Annotated in this window: 18 protein-coding genes; all 18 read left to right on the top strand. The window is 51.6% G+C overall.

Translation table 11 applies throughout. From position 1 onward, the window contains the following. Positions 1-59 precede the first annotated feature (59 nt). Complete coding sequence (locus tag WC612_01345) at positions 60-1241, top strand: O-antigen ligase family protein (GenBank protein MFA6279424.1); 1182 nt, start codon at positions 60-62, stop codon at positions 1239-1241. A gap of 109 nt (positions 1242-1350) precedes the next feature. After that, positions 1351-1830, top strand: a complete 480-nt coding sequence (locus WC612_01340; protein ID MFA6279423.1) for a hypothetical protein — start codon at positions 1351-1353, stop codon at positions 1828-1830. A 6-nt stretch (positions 1831-1836) separates the two neighbouring features. Beyond that, positions 1837-3153, top strand: coding sequence for a hypothetical protein (locus tag WC612_01335; GenBank protein MFA6279422.1), 1317 nt, complete (start codon positions 1837-1839; stop codon positions 3151-3153). Between the two features lie 25 nt (positions 3154-3178). Beyond that, complete coding sequence (locus WC612_01330) at positions 3179-3862, top strand: hypothetical protein (GenBank protein ID MFA6279421.1); 684 nt, start codon at positions 3179-3181, stop codon at positions 3860-3862. Positions 3863-3907: 45 nt separating this feature from the next. Next, on the top strand, positions 3908-5443 hold the full coding sequence (locus WC612_01325; GenBank protein MFA6279420.1) for a hypothetical protein: 1536 nt from the start codon (positions 3908-3910) through the stop codon (positions 5441-5443). 19 nt (positions 5444-5462) lie between these two features. Next, positions 5463-6839: a hypothetical protein gene (locus WC612_01320; protein ID MFA6279419.1), complete on the top strand. Its 1377-nt coding sequence runs from the start codon at positions 5463-5465 to the stop codon at positions 6837-6839. A 65-nt stretch (positions 6840-6904) separates the two neighbouring features. Further along, the gene (locus WC612_01315; protein MFA6279418.1) at positions 6905-8464 is read left to right on the top strand and encodes a hypothetical protein; all 1560 of its coding nucleotides are present in this window, start codon (positions 6905-6907) and stop codon (positions 8462-8464) included. Between the two features lie 12 nt (positions 8465-8476). Further along, a complete protein-coding gene (locus WC612_01310) occupies positions 8477-9886 on the top strand; it encodes a hypothetical protein (protein ID MFA6279417.1) in 1410 nt (469 codons plus the stop codon). Between the two features lie 176 nt (positions 9887-10062). Continuing rightward, positions 10063-10917: a hypothetical protein gene (locus tag WC612_01305; GenBank protein MFA6279416.1), complete on the top strand. Its 855-nt coding sequence runs from the start codon at positions 10063-10065 to the stop codon at positions 10915-10917. A 1-nt stretch (position 10918) separates the two neighbouring features. Then, positions 10919-11374, top strand: a complete 456-nt coding sequence (locus tag WC612_01300; protein MFA6279415.1) for a lytic transglycosylase domain-containing protein — start codon at positions 10919-10921, stop codon at positions 11372-11374. Positions 11375-11455: 81 nt separating this feature from the next. Continuing rightward, entirely contained in the window at positions 11456-12439 is a 984-nt protein-coding gene (locus WC612_01295; GenBank protein MFA6279414.1) for a hypothetical protein, read from the top strand. Between the two features lie 407 nt (positions 12440-12846). Then, entirely contained in the window at positions 12847-13347 is a 501-nt protein-coding gene (locus tag WC612_01290; GenBank protein MFA6279413.1) for a DotD/TraH family lipoprotein, read from the top strand. Positions 13348-13387: 40 nt separating this feature from the next. Continuing rightward, entirely contained in the window at positions 13388-14197 is an 810-nt protein-coding gene (locus tag WC612_01285; protein ID MFA6279412.1) for a type IV secretory system conjugative DNA transfer family protein, read from the top strand. Continuing rightward, positions 14176-15435 carry an ATPase, T2SS/T4P/T4SS family gene (locus WC612_01280; protein MFA6279411.1) on the top strand — a complete coding sequence of 420 codons (1260 nt, stop codon included), beginning with the start codon at positions 14176-14178 and terminating at the stop codon, positions 15433-15435. Before WC612_01285 ends, WC612_01280 begins: the two co-directional genes overlap by 22 nt. A gap of 612 nt (positions 15436-16047) precedes the next feature. Then, complete coding sequence (locus tag WC612_01275) at positions 16048-17079, top strand: TcpQ domain-containing protein (GenBank protein MFA6279410.1); 1032 nt, start codon at positions 16048-16050, stop codon at positions 17077-17079. Between the two features lie 12 nt (positions 17080-17091). Next, the gene (locus tag WC612_01270; GenBank protein ID MFA6279409.1) at positions 17092-18690 is read left to right on the top strand and encodes a secretin N-terminal domain-containing protein; all 1599 of its coding nucleotides are present in this window, start codon (positions 17092-17094) and stop codon (positions 18688-18690) included. After that, the gene (gene pilO2 / locus WC612_01265) at positions 18691-19956 is read left to right on the top strand and encodes a type 4b pilus protein PilO2 (protein ID MFA6279408.1); all 1266 of its coding nucleotides are present in this window, start codon (positions 18691-18693) and stop codon (positions 19954-19956) included. Then, on the top strand, positions 19940-20707 hold the full coding sequence (gene pilP, locus WC612_01260) for a type IV pilus biogenesis protein PilP (GenBank protein MFA6279407.1): 768 nt from the start codon (positions 19940-19942) through the stop codon (positions 20705-20707). The genes pilO2 and pilP overlap by 17 nt, the downstream gene beginning before the upstream one ends. The last annotated feature ends 255 nt before the right edge of the window (positions 20708-20962 follow it).

Raw genomic sequence — 20962 nt, 5'->3', positions numbered from 1 at the left:
CTTTTGATTTTCTTGCCCCATTATCCCAACTCTTGAAGGAAAAAGGCAGCAATCTCTTTTTGACCCAGCTACCGATGGTTGCGCTGGTTCTTTATGGACTGATCGCCACGGTGGGGCTTCTCTTTGGTGGCGCATGGGGGGGGCTTGGAATAGGGGGCGCTTTGCTACTGGCGCTCCTTTACGGGGTGGGCAACAAGGCCTTCCCCGCGCCGGACGGGCTTGCCGCGCTCTTTGTTCTCTTTATGCTCTCGGCGGCGCTTTTGTCGTGTTTCCAGTCCCTGATGCCCCAAGGGTCGTGGCAGGAAACGCTGAAATTGGCGACGATCCTTCTTCCCCTGCTTTTTTTGTTGTCGCCCGCCCTTCAAACGCGCTGCCGTCTGCCAGAGCGTTGGCTTTTTCTTTTAGTCCTCCTTCTGACGCTTGGTTTTTGGGCGCATAATGGCTGGCTGTTTCTTCTTTTTGAAACAGTGGGGGAGGAATCGCGGGCGGCGACCAAGCTTAATCGCGGCTTTTCTTATGGTGTCCTGTTAGTTTGGCCTGTTTTGGCGGCCTTGTGGGAGAAGAAGGATCAGAAAAAGGAGAAAAGGGGTCTTCTGGCGTTGCTATTATTGGCGATAGGGCTGGGGCTGGTGCTAACGCGCTCCCGTGCTTCGCAAGCGGGGGAGGTTCTGGCGGTTGGCACGTTCGCCTTCGCTTGGGTTATCCCTAAAGTGACGATGGGGTTGTTGGGGCTGGTTGGGGCGGGGTCGTTGTCGTGGCCCATGGTGGCTCAATACGCCTTTACCCATTGGCATGACAGGGTTCTGGCTTTGCCCCCTTCATGGCTTCATCGCGTTGAAATATGGGACTATTTATCCTATCGGATTATGGAAAAGCCCTTTTTCGGGTGGGGCATCGGGCAGACGCGGAATCTTGATTGGCATGTGCCTCATGGGGATCGTTACGTTCACGCCACACAAAGCGCGGCGCATCCGCATAATGCGGTTGTGCAGCTGTGGGTTGAGCTTGGGGCATGGGGGCTTGGGCTTTATCTTTTCCTGTTTTTCTTGGCGCTTTATGGCGTTGTCCGATTGCGCGCGCCTCTTCGCCCCTTTGCCTTGGCGGCGATAGCCTTCGCCTATGCCTTGTTGATGTCGGCCTATAACTTTTGGACGGATTCTTTATGGGCGGCGCTGGCGCTGACGGTTTTTGCCTTTGCCGTCTTGCCCCCCAGAAAAGACGGGAAATTAAGGGATCATTAAGCCAAAACGCTGATGATAGAAGGAAGGAAACTATAAAAAATTCTAGCCAAAGACCCCTAGAGGGTCGTAGTTTCTTTTAAGCGTTTTTGGTTTAGGGTGGGATGGATTCATGTACCGTGTCGTGACGTTCTTATGCCTGATGGTTATGGGGTGCGCCGCGCCGTCTTTTGCGGTGGTGGACGTGTCTTCCTTGGCTCCCCTAAAAGAATGGGTCGGCGTTTTTTCCTTTGAGGCCAAAGACGGCAAAAGTTTCTGGACAGATCCCCTCTTGCAAAAGGAAGCGCATAAGGCGCTGGACCAAGCCCACTTTGATGGTCTTTTTGATAACCTTGCCAAGCAAGTCACAGCCCCCCTTGAACAAAGGGGCGATATTCTTTTCGCGTTTGCGTGTAAGGAGCATGCCTGCAACAGCGACAATGCGCGCCTTTATATCGATTTAAAGAAAAATACGGTTTCTGTGTGCTGGCATAGCGACGCCCTGCCTTCGGATTTGTGGTTTGCTTCGGACAAGAAACCGCAAGAGATAGGCCAAGGCAGTTGTGAAAAAGCCAAAGATTTTGAACTTTACGGACTTTATGAGAAAGAATAGCGGGCAATGACAGGGCCAACTCTTTATCATAGGCTTTTTTCAGGTGCGGCGGCTCTTATGGTCGCGAGCGTGCTGGCTTTTTGCTTTATGGTGTTGGGGCAGACGGAGATTTTTGCCGCCACGCCATCAACCCATTATCATGATACGCAAAATCGTTGGAGCAAGGATGTTGCCCAAAGCAAGATGACGGTTGCGCAGGCTGAAGAGCTGATGAAGATGAATGGACTTGTGTCTGCCATTGATGCCAATGGCGGTGGGTACGTTAAAGAACTTAAGGCGATGGCGATCCATGAAGCCGATGGCCGCTTATCGGCAGTTAATGAAGGGTCTTTGGCTTATTGTGCCTTTCAAATTTACCACACCAACATTCCTTCCTATGCGCAGAGCGCAGGGATGTCGGAAAAGGCTTATATTCAGTCCTTGCTCACGGATCCCAATACTTGCGCGAAGGCGGGATATTCGGTTTTAAGCGGTTTGATTGCCAGCAGTGGTTATGAGGGGGGCATTTGCCGTTATGGCGGGCAAATTACGGAGTATAAGGAAACCGGTAGCTGCTCCGTTGTGCGGGAGCTGAAAATTATCATTGGTCTTTTGGACGGCACATTAACGCAAGAAGTTGTGACGGATAAGAAATCGACGGATTATGGGAACGTCATTATCAAGGACGGCTCTGGGGAAATTGTGACAACCTTGAATTGCCAAGACCGCTCGCGATCATTGGCGCTTGCCCTTCGCAAGGCGAATGATGCGTACATAACGACGGCGTTTGAAGCGGCAGAGGACGAGGCGGTCCGCCTGACGGAGCGTGACAGCGGGCGCGGGGGGCAATCGCATGATTTTGCTCCGGCTGGCAGCTGGCTTTTCGAAAAAGGAACGCCGCTTAAGGAAGTGCGTGGCAAGATTTTTGATACCTATTGTTTGAAGGTCTATTTTGACTATTTTAATGCTTTGCGGGCTATGGTGACCCACGGGCAGCTGATTGAGAGCCTGATCATAGTGGAGGTCGTTGACAAACTTATGAACCTTGCTTGTGAGTATGCCATCGACGTGGCCACGCAGTTTATCGATGGCATGTTAAATAAATTTTGTCTGGCGATACCGTCCCTGAACATTGGGCTGACTATTTCTGGCGGTGGTGGCGGGTCTTGCAACGGGGTTTCCTTGGGCAACCTTTTGGCGGTGGGCTATGGGCAGCTTGATGCGAGCGCGGTTGAGAAGGGTCTTGTTTCTTGGCCCAAGGGCGTTGGCTTGCCGCCCGTCAGTGGAATGTCAACGGGGCGGCCCGATACGCCGCCGCTCTTACTGGATTTGAGACGACAATGATGAAAACAAGAGAAAGAGGTGTCCTATGACCCAACGCTGCATACAAAAGACTTTTCAAAAAGCCCTTGTCCCTGTTTTTATGGCGCTGTTTTTTGTCATCGCCAGCGCGGGCATTTCGCCCACAGCAACAGCGTTCAATGTGACGGAGTGGGGGGGGAAGGAAAAGCTTTCCGATAACTTGCCCCCTTGTCCTGATGAGGAAATGGCAGGGCGAATGGCGCAGGCCGCGGGCGCACATATGGCGGCCAAACAATCGACGATGCAGGATGCTTATGATGCGTCGATTGCCAACGATAAGAAATACCCGAAAAAATATGTGCGGGGAAAAATTATGGAGACCTATTGTTTAAAATTCTATCTGGACTATTTTGGCTCTATTAGTGCCATGCTTTCTGGGTTTTCGATAATAGAGGCGGCGGTTGCGGCGTTGGTAGAAGAAGTTATTAAAGAGGCGGGGGAGTGGGTCTGCGACTATGTTCGAAACGCGGCGACGGAGTTTCTGAATTCCTTTTGTATCCCGCTTCCAACCTTTAGTTTCTCGGCGAAATTGCCGTCTTCCTCTCATTCGACATGCAGTGGGATGTCTTTGAACGATGCCATCCAAGTCAATCCGGGCACGCCGTTGCAGACGGTCTATCCTTTGTCGGAAGTGTATCAATCACGTCCGATGTCGCGCTGGCTGGGAAATGAACTAAACGGGCGCTTTTAAGCGGAGATGGCTTTGATGGGCAAGCACAGACCATGGCGGGGCGTTATGAAGCGGTGGATTCTGTGCTTGCTTGCCCTTTTTATGCTGCAGACGGCGGTTGTTCCCGCCCCCGCACGGGCTGGGGCCTATGTTACTTTTGTCGTGGGTGTGTCGGAGTTTACCACAACCATATGGTCATGGGGCAAGCTTGCGGTGGAGTGGGCCAGTAATCTGAAGATTGTCAAAGCTCTTATAGATGTGTTGGTTGCCATGTCCGACTTGTTCAAAATCCTTTTCGAAAATTCGGAAAAAAGGCTTGGTTTTGATACGCGGGCCATGTTGTACGGCGATATGGTTGCCGCCAAGGTCGAAGAAAAAATGGCGCAAGCGCGCGTTGATGCGGGGGCGCTTGATACATTTCTGGGAGTCTCTGTCGGCGCGGCCATGCAGGGGGCTGTCCCCAAAAACCACTATTTGTGCAAAAAACTCTTAGCCCTTCAGGCAGGGGCGACAACGCAGGATTTTGAAAAAGAAGTTTCGCGTATGGCCGCGGAAGCCATCAGCAACCGCTATCGTTGCCCGACCTGCGATGGCAGAGGGCCTGATTACAGAGGGAAAGAGTCGGCGCGGCGGTGTGATCAGGGTTATGGCAATGTCTTGATTGATGGGGCCAAAACAACCTGTGAAAAAAAGCTGGATGAGAGTGGTGGAAGTCTGGCTGATGCGGATATCGCGCCGATTGACGGTAGGCAGATTTATGAAATGCCCCTCATGAGTCAGTACACTTATGAGAATAATGCTTTTCTTTTTGAAGAGGCGACTGTTTATGTTCCTACCCCCGATTCAGATCGGCAGCGTCTGTGGGTTGCGGCGTGGGATAATATCTTTTTACTGGCAGGGCCGCGCCCCACGCCGCTGCATGGCAAGGCCATGAACACCCCCGTTGGCAAAGTGCAGCGCTCTCTGTTTAATCATTGCGTTGCCAGCCAGAACGCTCTTGTGAAACAATGCACGGATTTATTGGCGTATTATACGCGCCCAAATTGCAATCAGATACAAGCGGCTACTTTGCCGCCGTGGGCTTATGTACAAGAAACAGATTTATGCAAGGACCAGCAACAGAAATGTCTGGCGGCGAAGGGGATTATCGATTTAGAGCCGTTTGATAAGTGTGAAAAAGGGCTTAGTCCTTATGAGGAGGATAAGATTGATCAGCTCCTTTGCAAAAGCAATCAACATTATGTCGATATGGTTCATGCGGGCGCGACTTATGAAAAACTAACGGCTTCCAGTGACTTTTGCGAGATGGCTTGGTCAAGATGGCGGGTAAGCGTGGATAAAAAACACGCCAATTGCACGGCGGCTGTTAATGGTATGCAAACCCTAGATTCCTGTTGGGCGGCGGTTGATGCGGTTGGCGGCGGGCATGCGGCGCTTGAGGACGGGCGGTCGGGAGTGTCTTCTGACGTTGTGCGCACTTCTAAAGTGGCGCGGGCTGACAAATTTTATAAAGCCAAATGGCAAGGAGGGCGTGATCAAAAAGAGACAAGAGCAGTAGGGGCAGCAGAGAGCGATCTGTCGCCGCAAACGGTTAATCCGTGAGCCGGCCGATGGGGGAAGAATGAAAATATCAACGATTTTCTTAAGACTAGCCTTTGTAATGGTTCTTGCCTTGGGTTCGGGGTTGATGAATGTCGGGGTCAGCTCTGATACGGGGGGGCTTGTTATAACGGGGCCTCGTGAGAGCGTTGCTGACACGGCTGTTATGAATATACCCAAATTTCTTTTCAATCTAATAGAAACGGCTATAGAAAAAGGAAAGGCGGCGCTGGAGCTATCCAATATAAAAGAGATTCTTGATGGCGTTGTTAGCCTCTATAATCTTTTCGCCGATAAGTTTAAAAAGCTTTCCGAGGCTTATGACATCACGATGAAGAAGAAACTGGCGGCGATGCACCTTTATGCGGCGACTGAGATTGCCATAACGCAAGCAAAAATTGACGCCGCGACGAATAATGCGAGGTTGGTGGAGGTGTTGAACTCTCTTCCCTCAGCGCTTCCGCCTAAAAACGAGTATTTGTGTAAGAAAGTCTTGGCCTACCAAATTGCGACCACAACGCAGGGTTTTGAAAAGGAAGGTTCGCGTATGGCGGCGGAAGCGATCAGTGGCCGTTATCGTTGCCCGACGTGCGATGGCAAGGGGTCGGATTTTGTGGGAAAAGAACAGGCACGGCGATGCAACAAGGGGTATGGCAATGCCATTGATGGCGCGGGCGATTTCTGCAAGGACAGCACAGCAAGTGGAAAGAGTTTGGCGGATGCCGATATTTCGCCGATTGATGGCAGCCAGATTTACCAGATGCCACAAATGGATACTCAATCTTATAAGAACGATTTAACGGGGGAAAGTCTGACCGTTAGCGTTCCTGCGCCCCAAAACGAACAACAACAATTATGGGTCGCGGCTTGGGATAATATTTTCTTGCTGGCGGGGCCGCGTCCAACGCCACGGTCTGGCAAGGGGATGAAAACGCCTGTGGGCAAGGTTCAACGCGCCATGTTTAACCACTGTGTTGCCAGTGAAAATGCGCTGGTGAAGCAATGTACGGATTTATTGATGTATTATACGCGCCCCAATTGCGCTGAGTCTGCTAAATTGTGTGAAACGCAACAACAAGAATGTTTGGCCGCTACAGGGTTTCTTGATTTGGCCCCCTATCAAGAATGTGGCAAGGATGTCGCGCTTTCTAAGTGGCAGGGCTTAAGCCCTTATGAGGCCGAGGAAATCAATCAACGCCTGTGTAAGAGTGAGCAAAACAACAACAATCTTCTTCAGGCGGGCTCAAAACACAAGGATCTGCTTTTAGACACGGCCGATCTTTGCGACTTATCGGGGCAGTCGTGGAAAGAGTCTGTCGCGCAGAAACACGAAAATTGCCATGCGGCGACGCAGGCGATGCAAAAGCTTCAAACTTGTTGGGAAGCTGTTGGAGAATGAGAGAGATGTGAGGGCAAGGCAACGCAAGGGTTGCCCGCCATAGTGGCCTTAAAAAGGCAGGAGGAATGATGATGCGCACGATCAAAAAGACCATGCTGGTTCTTTCATTAGCACTTTGTTTATTGACGGGGGGAAGCCTTGTGGCTCCCGCGCCAGCCCATGCGGGGGTCCTTGAGAGGATCATTGATTTTCTTAATTTTCCTGCAACTGTGGCAGAATGGACCGCCCGCCTAGCTGCGATGGGTAAGAAGATCGCTGTGCTTGGCCAGATTATATCTGTTATTTCCAACATCTATACCTTGATTACCGATGGCTTTGGGATCATGACGGACTTGGTCAAGAACGACGGCAGGCTTAATGCTTTGGGACAAGAAGGGCTTGCTCTCACCAAGCAGCGGCTTACACAGATTGAAATGGATACTGCCGCGGCCGACGCCAAGCTGGCGGCAGACCTTAAGTTTGTGGCAGATTACGCCGCGCCCAAAAATGAATATTTGTGTAAGGCAACACTAATTCATCAATTGGCCGCGACGACTGAGGATTTTGAGCGTGGCATTTCAAGGCTGGCTCTTAAGGCCATTGAAAGCATGTATCGCGGCCCGATTGATGATGGTAGTGGGCCTATGTACGCCTTTGATGAAGAAACCTTGCGGTGTTCGGCAGGGTTCGGAAACCCTGTTGTAGATGGCTATGATTCTTCTTGTAGCGGCTTGGCCACCACAACGGTTGGGGAAGACACGAAGCGGAGCTTTATTGATGATGATTTGACGCCCTTTTCGATGGATGGGGCCATTCCTCTTGAAGTGTCGTCTTTTACGTCTAAGGCGATTACGCTTCCCGATGGGAAGGAAATAACAGTTAGCGTTCCCGACCCTATAAATGACAACCAAAGGATGTGGATTGCGGGTCTTTACTATTGTTTCCAGTTGGCAGGGCCACGCCCTACGCCTGCTTGGGGCGAGGATAAGATGACGAGACCCCAAGGCCTTGTGGAGCGGGCGCGCTTCGATCATGCGCTGGCCATGCAGAGCGCGATGGTCAAGCCTTGCACGGATTTGTTAGCCTATTATACGCGGCCGAATTTGGATGATTCGGCTTCGAAAGCGCTGATTGACAAGCAACAGAAGAGCTGCGTTTCAGCGAAGGGCTATATTGATGGTCACGACCTAGAGGTAAAATTTAGCAATTGCTTGTCGCCTGATTTTCGAGGATTAAGCGCCTATCAGGCAGAACTTTTAAGCCATTCGATGTGTAAAAGCGAGCATCACCATATCTCCTTGATTCAAGCGGGGGCAACGCAGCCTGAGCTCATTAATGAAACCATCAAATGCTCGGCGGCATGGAACACGTGGCAGGCCAAGGTTGCGGCCAAGCAAGGGGCTTTGGTTGATGCTGTCACGGGGATTCAGGGAACAAAAAGCAATTGGATGGGAATTGGCGGGACGGTTGCGGGTTTAACGCGGGCGGAAGAGGGCGCGGCGCATCGTGTTGTCAAAGACGTGACGCCAAAGGCGAGGCCCATAGTGCCGCAAGAAATCAAAGCCGAAAGATTTCCGCCCCTTCCTCAAACGGGAATCCCTTTTGCGCCGGATGAGATGGCGTGGCCTATGGCTGTGTCTCAATAAAGGAAAACAGAGATGAGCTTCTGGCATAAAACAAAGGATCCCTCGCAAGGGGAAGGGAAGAAAGCGGGGTCGCTGCGAAAGGTCGGCGGTCACTTGTTTATAGTGTTGATGACTCTGTTTTTTCTTTCCGGTGTCTTTTGGACGCCGCAGAGCGCTTTTGCTTTAACGGACGGGCAGGAAGTTGAGAGTTTTGTCGAAAATGCCTTTACTAAACTAAGTACTTATCAGGAAATAAGTAACTGGCTGGAAGAAAATAAAGCGTGGATATCCATCACGAACGGCGTTACGAAAATGATGAATCTTTTTAGAGACCTGATGCGGAATTTTAGGGTAGAGCATGGACAAGCGACCATCAAACTCTTAACGGCGCAGCAGCTTCAGGCGAGGACAACCATAGAGGCAACGCAAGCCATGCTTGATGCGGGGGTTCGTAATCAGGTCGAAGGGCAAGAAATAAAGCATTTGGCGGAGCATGTGATGCCTCCGGCGGCAGAGCAATTTTTGTGCAATCTTATTCTGGCGCGGCAGGCTGTGCCTGTCATGACGGAGTTTGCGCGGATTATATCCAAGACGGTAGCCAAGGGAATCGATGTCCGTTATCGCAGTAAAGGCAGCGATGGAAACGGCCCCCAATACGCGATGGATGCGTGGAACATCAAATGCGGCAAGTATGGCGAGAACAGGCCTAAAACAGGCAACGCTATCGATGGCGTGCCTGAAGCTTGCCGCGCACCAGTAACGGCTCCAACCATTGGTTACGCCGATGGCGATGTGAGTATAGACACGTTGAGCCGAGAAAAGGTTTATACCGTACCGCCGATTAAAGATGTCGACCTGATGATTAACGGAAAACTAGAAACGGTTAAAGACTTTTTCCCTGAGGAAGGCAATGAGGCGCACAAGCAATGGCTGATGGCGCGGCAATACTGTTACAATCTGGCGGGGCCACGTCTCACCCCCCCGCGTGATGAAGACTTAGACAGACCCGCAGGAAAGGCCAAATTTGTCCAGTTTCTAAGTTGCCTGTCGCGCCAAAGTGCCTTTGTTAAAACGTGCGCGGATCGTTTGGGCAAATTGACGCGCCCCGATTGTTCCAATGATGATTTTAAGGAATTTTGTGACGCCTCTGTGCAGGCTTGCGATGCGGCGCGTGAGGCTCAGATCGTTTTGCCCCCTGACTTTAACAATTGTAAAGACGGTTTAAGTCTTTATCAGGCGGAATATCTTTCCAGTGTTCTTTGTGGCTCGACGCGGCGGATTCAAGCCGATACCCATGGCGGTGTGCAGGACCCCAAAAAAGTCAGCACGCTGTTGATGTGCCAAATCATGAGGGAATCGTTAAAAAAACAATGGCAAAACGAAGACAAAGTCTTTACACGGGCGCAGCAAGGAATGCAGAACATGAAGGGTTGCTGGGAATAACGGAGGAAAAGAATAAGAATTTAGTAACTTTTTAGGCACGCTTCGTTAACCAAAGCGGCGGCATAATGGACGCCTTAAAGCGAACGGGGACTGTTAAGACGCGTGAGGGTCGTGTATGGTAAGGAGTCACGGCGAGCCGTTGTCCAACACAAAAAACATTTTCAAATGGAAGAGTCATGGTCGATTCAACATCAAGTGAGTCCGCGAAAGACGCTGGGGCGCATCTTCAGATGATGCTGGCTGCTTTTCGTCAGGTTGGCATGCCTCTTTTGCAGGCGCTGGTTGATGTCTCTGGTAGTAGCGGAGAGGTTATAAGCGCTGAGGACGAAGGCGCGAAAACGAAACGCATGGGGGACTTGGTTGAGTGCGCTGTTCTTTTAAGCCGTGAAATGGCTAAAGAGATTGGAGCCGACGAAGGCGATCTTGCCCCTTCTGTGCGGTGGAACTTGGCTGGATCGGCCAGTCAGGTTGTTGCGGCCAGCTATCAGGCGACAGGCCAGCTTATGTCTGCTGAGGACATCACGCGACTTGTACGCATCGCCTCGGCGCTTCAAGAGAAATTTAAAAACCAGATTCCGGCAGGAGGAGAAACGGTTCCCAACACGGTGGCCACCTTTCGCGCCAAGATGATGGAAGGGTTCGTCCCTGTGATTGGGGCTGTTGCCCAATATGCCTTTGGTCGCGCCGAGCATGACTTGCTGGCGGAGGTTTCAGAAAGGCTTGTCAAAACAGCGGATCAAGTTACGCGAACGCTCGCGGCATCTGGCTCGTCTCCTGAGCAGTGGCGTCTTTTGTGTTGGACTATTTTGCGGGCAGCGGGACAGATTTATACGGAAAGCCATTATGCCGAGGCGGATCGCTTGAACGCGATGGCTCCCGATGTGCAGGCCGCTTACTTTGCGCAGCATGGATCAACGGTTCCGATGACGCAGGTTTGGCAGGCCTTTAATCAACGCATGGCGATGCTCGCGACCTTGTCGACCTATTTAGAGGTTCCGCCATCCGCTCATTTGGAAGAGCAGGGGTGGTGAGATGATCACCGCCCAAGCCCTTGCCGCTTGTATGATGCTAGCCGCCCAGACGTATCAGGTTCCACCTGCTGTGATGGTTGGCATTATGCATGTTGAGGGAGGGCGCGTTGGGCAGCAGGTCGGGCCTAACGTCAATGGAACCTATGATCTTGGTCCTATGCAGGTGAACACAAGATGGGTGCCTCAATTGTCTCGTGCTTGGGGTGTGGATCAGAAGGTGGCACATCGGATTGTGCGCGATGATGGGTGCGTGAATGTTAGGGTTGCCGCTTGGATTTTAGGGCAAAAAATCAAGGAAGCGGGCTCTCTTTACGGGGGCATTGCCTATTACCATTCGGCGACCCCAGGGATTGGCCCCCGCTATGCCTCTAAGGTTATTGCGGTGATGGAGCGCAAGGGGTTGATCAAACGGGGCTATGCAAAATCGAAGAATCAGGCTTATTATGCACAGCGCTGATTCTCTCATGGTTCCTTCCATGCGAGTTCTAAACCAATCCAAGTAAGCGGGAGGCCAAAGCCGATGACAAGAACCCATTTCTTGAAAATAATTTTTGGTAGTATTGCCATTTTGATCGGCAGCGCTTCTCTTGGGTTTGCACAAACAACCCCCGCGCTGACGGACGTTGGGGTCACGGCGGCTCCTCTTTTTAATGTCAACGCGCATGCCCCCGATGTTAACACAACGCCTGTTTTGGCGAACCTCGTGAAGAGCGGCGGGAAGCTGTATTTTATTGGTGAGCGCTCTGGCATGCCGGGATGGTTTATCATTAAGGATGGGCAGGTCCAGATCATTTATCTGTCGCCAGATCGTCAAACGGCGCTGATCGGAGGCATGTTTTCGGTGCAGGGAGAGAATGTCACGACCCCTCAAATCAGTGCGTTGGTTGAAAAGAACGCTGAAGTGAAAGCGCTGCTGTCAGGATCGGCGCAGCAGCAACGAGAGGTTTATAATGCCGGTGCGCCTGATGGGGCTGGGTCTGTTCCGGCGGGCGAACAAAGCGCTGAACCTGCCTCTAAGAACGGGCAGGGCATAAACGGGATGCCTTCTGCTTCTTTGTCCCCTGGGGAACGCCTCATGCAGGATCTTAAAGCGGCGGCGGGCGTGACGGTGGGACAGAATGAGTCTGCCGAATTGATCATGGTCGTGGCGCCAGGTTGCCCCAATTGCAAGAGAACATGGCTGGAATTGCGTGATTCTGTTAAGGCCAACAAGATTCAGGTGCGCTTAATCCCCGTTTATAATAGTACGGGCGGCGAAGAAATTCGTGTCGCGGCCCAGCTGCTTAAAACACCCAACCCGCTTGACGCTTGGAATCGTTATGTCGATGGCGATCAGACGGCCTTGGCAGGAGAGCCGGATGATATGGCGCGGCGTGCCGTGATCGCTAATCTTAATCTTGTCGCGAAGTGGAACATTCAGGGTTACCCGTATTTAGTGTATCGGGGCAAGGATGGGCGGATCAAGATTGTGCAAGGAAAACCTGAGCGCATGGCGGCGGTGTTGACGGATTTAAGCCGCTAACAGAGGGTTTTATATGGGCTTTTTAAGTAAACCGCCCCCTTCTTCTCGGGGGAAGACAAACCTTCCCTCCCTTAATGTGAGGGGACGTGGGGTGGTTCAGTCCTTTCTCTCTCATCAAAAGGGAAAAGAAGAGAAAATCCCGAATGCCTCATTGGTGTATGGGATATCTTCTGCCGCCTTGTTGTCTTTTTCCCTTTATCATTTGTTTACCGGCCTGTGGTTTACTGCGTTCTTGTTATTCGTAGTGGCGTTGATTGTGTTTGGTTTTTCTCTCTATTTTCTCCGCTACTCGGGGTAAGTGATTCGCGTGTGTGTTGTGTCATTGGTATGGCCTGATGATACAGGAAAAGGGGCGATCCTTCGCTGAGAGAAGGGTCATAGGCGTTATCTTTATAATGGTGGAAGTAATGACGATAATAAGAACCATTCCGATGATGGCCTTGCTAGGGGCTGGTGTTCTTGTGGCGGGATGTGGCGTGACGACGACAAGCATGACGCCTGTTGCCACGGAGCCCGATGTCGTGAGCGTGCGCTTGGCGCAGGCCGCAGAAAAGGCCTCGAAGGCGTTGGACACGCTTTCTGGCATTGAACAATATCGTGAGCCGCAGCTTCCTGCGCCCGATGATTTTTCTTCTGCGCCACCAGCGCTAACGCAGCTTATTTCGATTCAATGGTCGGGGCCTATCGACCAAATTCTTCAAACCTTAGCCTCACGCGCCAGCATGAGCTACAAGGTTGTGGGAAGCCCGTCGGGCGTTCCGCTTCTTGTCAACCTTGACGTTTATCAAAAGCCGTTGATTGAGGCTCTTCATGATCTTGGCCTTCAAGCGGGTCGTCGGGCCGATGTTTCGGTCAATAGCAACAATAACTCGATAGAGATTCGTTATGCCCCTGTTGACAGAATCTGATTTCCCCAAAAGAGGGTGGCTCTTTTTAGGCCCTCTTTTTGTGGTAACACTCTTAGCGTTGGGCGTTTCTGGGGCGTGTGCGCAACAGAACATGACGACGGAAGCTTCGCCCCCGCCACCAGTCCTGAAAGATCTTCAGGATCAAATGGGCAGCGAAGATTCTGGAAAAGAAGAGGTTATGGGGCTTCAGATTCGGAATGATGCCCTGCGTGAGGCCGCGCTTTCCTATGGTGCGCGTGGGGGGCTAGCTTACCGTACCTTTGAAATCCAAAGACGCCTTGTTGAGCATGAGGTAAGCCTTTCCAAGATTTTTAATTTTACGCGTTTGTTGATCAATGCGCCCTCTGGTCTTTTGATTGAGCCCCCCATTGTTAGCGAAGCGCAACGTGCCGTTCTTGTAAATGGCGGCGGCCAAGAGGCCGCTGTTTCGGATCGCGTTTTGAGAATTAACAAGGCGGCACGCATTGTGACAGCCCCACGCAATTGGCGTTTGTATTTAGAGCGTGATTGGGGAACTGTTGAGGCTCCCCCTGGACTTTTGCTTCCTCGCAGTGATGAAGAACGCAAGCAATGGAAAGCCTTGGTGCAAGAGGGTTGGAATGCGGGCGTCGCGCAAGCCGAAGAGACGTTTGAGGCCGACCTTGACCGCATGACCAATGATTATGTCGGCATGATCCACTATCGTGAGCTGTTGGTACAAGGAATGATCTCCCCCCCCTATGCGATGCATGAAGATCGCGGCGTAACAGGCGGCGGTTCGGAAATGAGGGTGGGTGATCGTGGTGTTTCGATTACTGGACCTTCTGTTCTTATTCCTCGGAGCGACAAGTGGACAACGGCTCCCCGCTAAATCTAAGCGCAGAAGATTTTCAGGTTCGACTCGCGGCGGGTTGGACGAATGAACCGTTGCGCCTTCAAGAAGAACACGTTGATGATCTTTTGTTGTGGTGCGTCCATAGCCGCGCCACCGATGTCAGCATTCAGACGGATCGGCCCATTGTTATCGAGGTGGATGGGGTTTTGTACCCGATAACGCAACGGGCTATGGACTCGGCGGATATGGCCAATATCCTTATGCGTATTTACGGGCCTGAAGCGCTCGCCAAATTGGCCTCTGGTGTTGATTTGGACCTCTCATATGAGGTTAGGCCTGAACGCCTAACGCGTTATCGGTTCCGCACCAACATCACGGCGATTTTAAGTCGTGGTCGTGATTCGGTTCAAATTACTCTTCGCAGCCTGCCCGGTTTGCCGCCAAGTATGGTCGATTTGGGGATAGAAGAGCCCATTATGCGGAACTGGTCGCCGCGTCAGGGCCTTATTTTAGTAACGGGTCCGACGGGAAGTGGTAAAACGACGCTTTTGGCGTCTGGTTGCCGGATGCTAATTGAGAGAGAACAAGGCTCTGGCAAGCTTCTGACCTATGAAGCCCCTATTGAATATGTTTATGACAGTATCACGGGGCCACGTTCTCTAGTGGCCCAGTCTGAAGTGCCGCGCCATATTCCAACCTTTGCGGCGGGTGTTCGCAATGCCTTGCGCCGCAAGCCTAACATTATTTTGGTTGGTGAAGCGCGAGACAGGGAAACGATGTCGGCGGCGATTGAAGCGGGCCAAACGGGCCACTTGGTTTTCTCAACGGTTCACACCGTGGGCGTCGCGGCAACGGTAAGGCGTATTATCAGCGTTTTTGAGCCAGCGGAGCGCAGTGAGCGTGCCTTTGCGTTGATGGAAACGTTGCGCATGGTTGTGACGCAAGCGCTGGTTCCCAAAGTGGGCGGCGGACGCATTGGCTTAAGGGAATATCTTGTTTTCGACGATAACATTCGCGAACAACTTTTGGATATGTCCATCGACAAATGGACGCTGGAAACCCAGCGTTTTCTGGTTCGTTATGGACAAACGATGCAGCAAGCCGCTAACAGGGCCTTCAAACAAGGCCTGATCGATCGCAGAACCTATTTGGTTTTGACAAAGGGCTACACAATTGATGAAAAAGATTATGACCCCTCTTTTGCTGACCCGACAGAGACGGAGCCTCATCAGGATATTGAGGCTTTGCTCGATGACGATACGACCATGATTTAATTAAAGGGGGAGGCTTCTGTGCCCCTGAAGGGAATAAAAGAATGGATATCCATTGGAGAAACACACAAAAGCCCGTTCGCTTTCTTTTTCTTGATGCGCGCGCCTTTTTGGGCATCATTCTTTTTCTTGTTCATGCCAGAACGTGGGTATTCGTTCTTGTTTGTTTTTATGTGTTTATGTTTTGGATGTTTGAAAAACGGGGGCTGTCTTTTGAATCGGCGGTGCGAGCGATTCGTTGTTGGCTTTTGGGGCGTCGTCGTCCGGCCAACAGCCGCCGAGCGATTCGTCGCATGGTTGATTTTTCCTGATCTCTTGATGGCCCCTTCGCTTCGATCGGGGAATAAGGCCCTCTCTTTTTATTGGGATGTTGTCCCTTTAGGCGTAGCGCTTAAGGCGTGTAACCGAATCATTTCGTTGAAAAATTTATGCGGGCCGCTTCGGGACAGGGAGAGAGTCTCTTTAATCCTCTTTTGATTCTGAGGATCAGGGTGTGTCATAAACTACACACTTGTTTGGGGAATAAGTGGGGTTTGATTCGTCATTGGTTGCTCTCTTCGTCTTCCTCACTTACACTTTCCAACGAATCGCCTTCGCTCGAAAAAGGGCATAGAAATGCAAAAAAACAATCGTCGTCATACCGTTCTTTTCTTCGGTTCCGTCTCCTTGATAGCGGGCTCTTTGCTGGTGGCAACGCCAGCCAGTGCAGGGTTCAAGTGGGTATCCTCTGATGAGGTTCAGAGCACCAATGTTTCTGTGGCCCCGCAGGGCTCACAAGCAGTGGGCGCTCCCTCGTCTTTTGGCGCACCCGATACGGTCATTATTGAGTCAGCGCCCATCGCGCCGCCCAAAGCCGTTTCGTCCATGAGTAAGGACCTTTCTGTGTTTACCAAGGATGGGTCTGCCCCGCCTCAGGGCGAAGCGGTTGTCAAAGGGTTTGCCGATCGTGTGCCGCTCTCTGTGGCCTTGCGCCAGATTTTACCGCCTGAGATTGGGTTTTCCGTTGCGCAAGATGTCAGTTTAGGGACTCTTGTTTCTTGGCGTGGCGGGGCGCCTTGGCGTCAGGTTTTGACGGACATGCTATTGCCCGCTGGTTTAACGATTAGCGAACAGGGGCAGATGGTTCATGTTCTCCATGTCGCGGGAAATCAGGATATAACCTTGGCTCCGAACAAGCCTCTTCCCCCCGTTTCTGAGGCCGGAAAACCCTTGTCTCTATTACCATCAGTCCTGCCTGTTGCTCCGCCCAAGACTGTTGGCGCTGCACCAGCGTCCTTGGCATCGTCATCGGGATATTTGAGTGTACCGTCTTCGGCTCTTTCTTCTGGGAGTCGCGCGCCGCTCGTCATGTCAGATTCCCGTGTTAGTAGTTCTGGGGCTTGGGTGGCGAACAGTGGCGACATGTTGAAAAAGACGCTTGAAACATGGGGCCGCAGCGCCAATGTTGAGGTTAGCTGGCAGGCTGAATATGACTATCCTATTCAGGCGTCAGTTTCGTTGTCGGGAGATTTTGAAGGGGCTGTGCGTAGCCTTTTATCGGGATTTCAAGACGCGAAGCCACAGCCTGTTGGGTATCTCTATAACAACCAATCTGCCGGTCAGACCGTCCTTGTCATCCAAACTCGCGGTAATAACTACAGCGAATAATGAGGCCTAAACATGAGCTTCCGCCGTCTTGCCCTTTTCTTGGTCGTTGTTGCGCTTTTTGGCTGTAATAATGAAAAGAACAGAAACCTGATTGATAGCCGCGTCGAGAAGACCGAGGCTATTGCCAAAGAGGCTGCCACCCCCGCAACGCCCAAAAGCTATAACCCCCTGACGGTTTCGGATAAGGTTTGGTCGGGTAATTCGTCAACGCGTCTTCGTCGTGGCATTCCTTTGCCCAGCAAATACGAAGGATCCTATGGCGTTACGCTTATCTCAAGCGAGGTTCTTTCTCTTAGCGACATCGCTTCGGCCATTGGTGTGCAAACGGGGTTGCCTGTGCGTATTGCTTCTGGTGCGGCGGGCGGTTTAAGCTCTGGCGATAGCGGTACGGGTGCGATGGAAGGCAAGATGACGGTGTCTTATGAGGGGCCTTTGTCGGGTCTTTTGGACTTGGTGTCGGGCAATTTTGGTGTCAGTTGGCGCTATGACGGAAGCGCCATTAAACTATCACGTTTCGAAACGCGCGTGTTTGTTGTTGAAACGTTACCTGGAACGCAGTCGACTAAAGATGGACTTAAAGAAGATACGGGCAGCGGCGGTTCAAGCAGCAGTTCTTCTGCGGCGGGCGGCAGTTATAGCATGAGCGCCAACAACCCCCTGCAGCAATCGTCCGAGATGAGCGTGGAGATGAAGGTGTGGGATGAGTTGAGCCAAACCATCTCCTCCATTTTGGGCGGGGTAGGTTCTGTTTCTCTTTCACCCTCCAGCGGCACGGCTGTCGTGACAACGACGCCAGAGTTGATGCAGGTTGTTGCCAAATTTATGGAAGAAGAAAATCTTCGCTTGTCGCAACAAATCGCTATTAATGTTGAAATCTACACAGTGGCTCTTGCCGACAATACGGATTTCAACGTAGCGTTTACCGCGGCCTTGAAGAAAATCAGTCGGGATTTTGCCGTTAATATCACGCAGGGCGTGTCGGGATTGGGGTCTGCGGCGGCCAGTGATGGCGCTTCCATGTCGATGGCTATTTTGGATCCCAGCAAATCAGGGCACATTACAAGCGTGTTCTCCGCCCTTTCATCTGTCGGGGATGCCACGCGCGTTTCTCAGTTTCCGCTGACGACGTTAAACAATCGAACGGTTTCTCGTCGCATTGGAGAGGATAGGACCTATGTAGCCGCTATATCGAAGACTGTGGGGACGGCGACGACCAGTGAATCCATCACGGTCACGCCGGGAACGGTTCGAGATGGCTTTTCCATGCAGCTGACGCCGCGTCTTCTGCAAGATGGACGCGTTATGTTGCAGTACTCTCTTAGTTTAGTTGACGTTCTTGATATGGTTGATTTCCCGACTGGGGATGCTGGCACTATCCAATTACCCAAAACAGCAAGTCGCGTTTTTGTTCAACAGGCAATGCTCAAGAGTGGCTCAACGCTTATCTTGGGCGGCATTGATGATGAGAAAACAGAGCAAAGATCGAACGGCGTTGGTAATGCCTATAACTATTTCCTTGGTGGCGGTTCGACTAATTCAAAAACAAGAACCATGATGTTTATAGTCATTACCCCCCAAGTTGTGAGCGTCCCGAAAACGGAGCAGCTGTAAATGACAGCAGGCCTTGTTACCATTGGCCGCAAGCAATATGCCAGCGGCCTGTATTGGGAAAACAGCCCAAGCGGACGCATTTCGCAAGCGGCCAAAGAGGCGGCCAAGCAACCGGGCACGCAGGCTGATTATTTTGCCGCGCGCTCAGGCAACAAACAGGGGCGCGTTCCCCAGTTTGGCTTGGTCCAAACTGCCGAAGGGTTTCGGGCGGGAATTCCTTCTTTAGCTGGATGCTTGGCTAATAAGCAGCCGGGTTCTTGGATTGGGGCTTTTCGTTTGCGTGAGGGGACGGCGCTTGTCGTCGTGCGCGATGATCTTATCGTTCCTGATGGCGACCGCTTCTTTCTCGATGAAACCGAAGCGCGTGATCACCTTTATCAGGAAATGGCGATCGGCGGGTTTCAGCGTATCTATGCGCCAGAGCCATGGGGCGTTCCGGGCGCTGATACGATGCCCATCACACTTTTGCTTGATGAAAGTGCCGATGTTCGTCTTCACAGCGTTGTCATGTCTCAACAGACAAAGACAGGCATACTGATTGGGGGCGCCCTTTTGCTCCTTGTCGTCGGGATTGGTTGGTATATTCAGGATCAGAAGGAGCAAGAAGAAGCCCTTCGTCTTCAGCAGCTTGCTGCGATGGAACGCATGAAGGCCGAGGCGGCTCGTTTACTTCCTTTGCAGCAAAAGGTTGAATACCCTCCTCCTGAGCGTACGTGGGAAAAACAACCCAAGCCGCTGGAGGTGATTGCCTCCTGTCAGAAAGCGCTTGAAAAAGTTGCTATTGGCGTTGGCGGTTGGGAAATCACAAGCATGAAGTGCTCGCCGCGCAGTTTGGATATTAGCTGGTCTAGAACAGGCGGTTTCTCCAATCCTCCGCCTAAAACGGTTGTTTCTGTTTCAGGCGAGCAGGCTTCAGGAAGCGTCTCTTTTGATCCATTATCTCCTCGTGGGGATGAGCAATTGGTCAATCCCGATGTTATAACGGGGCGGTACTTAAACCAGAATTGGACCGGAATCTTGCGGCGAGAGCCCGATGATCCGCCGCCGCCGCCGCCGCCTGGTTATAAGGGCGAGTGGAATCCGCCTCCTACCCCATGGGTTAAGCGTTCTTTTACATTTTCTGTTCCAGTATTGCCTTGGACGCTACCGGATTTTTTGACAGATATACCGGGCGTCATAGTGACTTCATTATCCCTTGCCGGAAATGGAGTTGGAAGCAGAAACAGCTGGAAGGTCGAAGGAGTGATTTATGAAAATCGCCGCTAAAACATCTCTTATAGTCATAGCCTTGGCTTTTGGCTTAGTTTCTGGCTTCTCTTCTTTGGCGAGGGCTGAGGATTCGGTTTCTTCGCCGCCGCCAGGCCCATCGACTCAGCAGGAAAAATCTTCCGTCAAAGAGGTTTTGGATTCTATCAAAGTTCCTGAGAGCAGCCAGCCGGTGTCCAGCAAAGAAAAGACATTGGCGGAAGATAAGGGGGATGAGGGCATGACTTCGCCTAAAGTCCCTGACTCTGTAAAAGGTGTCGTCAAGCGCTTGAATACAGCAACAAAAGACGTCACGATTGAGGATCTCAACTCAGCGCGTGAAGCCGTTGTTAAATTGGATGTTTTGATCGATATCGAAAAAAGACTGAATGATTTGACGACGTTGCGTCAGGAACGGGAAGAAAAAGAGAGCACCATTTCTGGGGCTCTTCCTGCGGGTGCCTTTGGAGGCAATGTCCCCCCCCCCTCCTTGTCTCCTTCTGCCTTGGCTCCCGTGCCCGCAGCTATTCCCCCAGTCGTTGTGCTAGAGAAGGACGTTGATGTTACAAAAATTATGGGGGCATCAGGGCGCTATGTAGCCTCGATTAAAACGGTTGATGGGGAAGAGAGGCGGGTTAAGGCGGGGGATAAATTACCTGATGGATCCGTTATTGATTCTGTTTCTCGTAATGGGGTAACCGTTTTGTCACCCAGTAAGAAAAGAACCACAATTCAGGTCAAAGACATCAGCGCTGTTTTTGGCGGGCGGTAAAGGATTTGTTGACGAACCGATGCTTATACTTTGTCGTGTTGCGTTAGCCCTGCCGTAAGGAGTGGTGACCAATGCCGTTTGTGGGGCGTGATCACAGGATCGGTTTAACTCGTGCTGGATATTCTTGAAGAAATAAAAGATATGATAAGCACCGCGTTTCAAGGAAAAACGGGGAAGGGACGCTTGTCTGAAATTCCTGCCTCGACATTGACCAACGTTGCCCCCCCGACAATCAGAGCTAAAGCACGAACTTCA

This window comes from Bdellovibrionales bacterium (genome assembly GCA_041662785.1).
Classification (GTDB): domain Bacteria; phylum Pseudomonadota; class Alphaproteobacteria; order UBA9219; family UBA9219; genus UBA8914.
The sequence above is the reverse complement of the archived record's forward strand: the minus strand, read 5'-3'. Positions and strand labels throughout refer to the sequence as shown.

Excerpts from the sequence above, each read along its gene's own strand:
- WC612_01340 (MFA6279423.1), top strand. The coding sequence starts at position 1,351 with ATGTACCGTGTCGTGACGTTCTTATGCCTGATGGTTATGGGGTGCGCC.
- WC612_01335 (MFA6279422.1), top strand. The coding sequence starts at position 1,837 with ATGACAGGGCCAACTCTTTATCATAGGCTTTTTTCAGGTGCGGCGGCT.
- WC612_01330 (MFA6279421.1), top strand. The coding sequence starts at position 3,179 with ATGACCCAACGCTGCATACAAAAGACTTTTCAAAAAGCCCTTGTCCCT.
- WC612_01325 (MFA6279420.1), top strand. The coding sequence starts at position 3,908 with ATGAAGCGGTGGATTCTGTGCTTGCTTGCCCTTTTTATGCTGCAGACG.
- WC612_01320 (MFA6279419.1), top strand. The coding sequence starts at position 5,463 with ATGAAAATATCAACGATTTTCTTAAGACTAGCCTTTGTAATGGTTCTT.
- WC612_01315 (MFA6279418.1), top strand. The coding sequence starts at position 6,905 with ATGATGATGCGCACGATCAAAAAGACCATGCTGGTTCTTTCATTAGCA.
- WC612_01310 (MFA6279417.1), top strand. The coding sequence starts at position 8,477 with ATGAGCTTCTGGCATAAAACAAAGGATCCCTCGCAAGGGGAAGGGAAG.
- WC612_01305 (MFA6279416.1), top strand. The coding sequence starts at position 10,063 with ATGGTCGATTCAACATCAAGTGAGTCCGCGAAAGACGCTGGGGCGCAT.
- WC612_01300 (MFA6279415.1), top strand. The coding sequence starts at position 10,919 with ATGATCACCGCCCAAGCCCTTGCCGCTTGTATGATGCTAGCCGCCCAG.
- WC612_01290 (MFA6279413.1), top strand. The coding sequence starts at position 12,847 with ATGACGATAATAAGAACCATTCCGATGATGGCCTTGCTAGGGGCTGGT.
- WC612_01275 (MFA6279410.1), top strand. The coding sequence starts at position 16,048 with ATGCAAAAAAACAATCGTCGTCATACCGTTCTTTTCTTCGGTTCCGTC.
- WC612_01270 (MFA6279409.1), top strand. The coding sequence starts at position 17,092 with ATGAGCTTCCGCCGTCTTGCCCTTTTCTTGGTCGTTGTTGCGCTTTTT.
- pilO2 (MFA6279408.1), top strand. The coding sequence starts at position 18,691 with ATGACAGCAGGCCTTGTTACCATTGGCCGCAAGCAATATGCCAGCGGC.
- pilP (MFA6279407.1), top strand. The coding sequence starts at position 19,940 with ATGAAAATCGCCGCTAAAACATCTCTTATAGTCATAGCCTTGGCTTTT.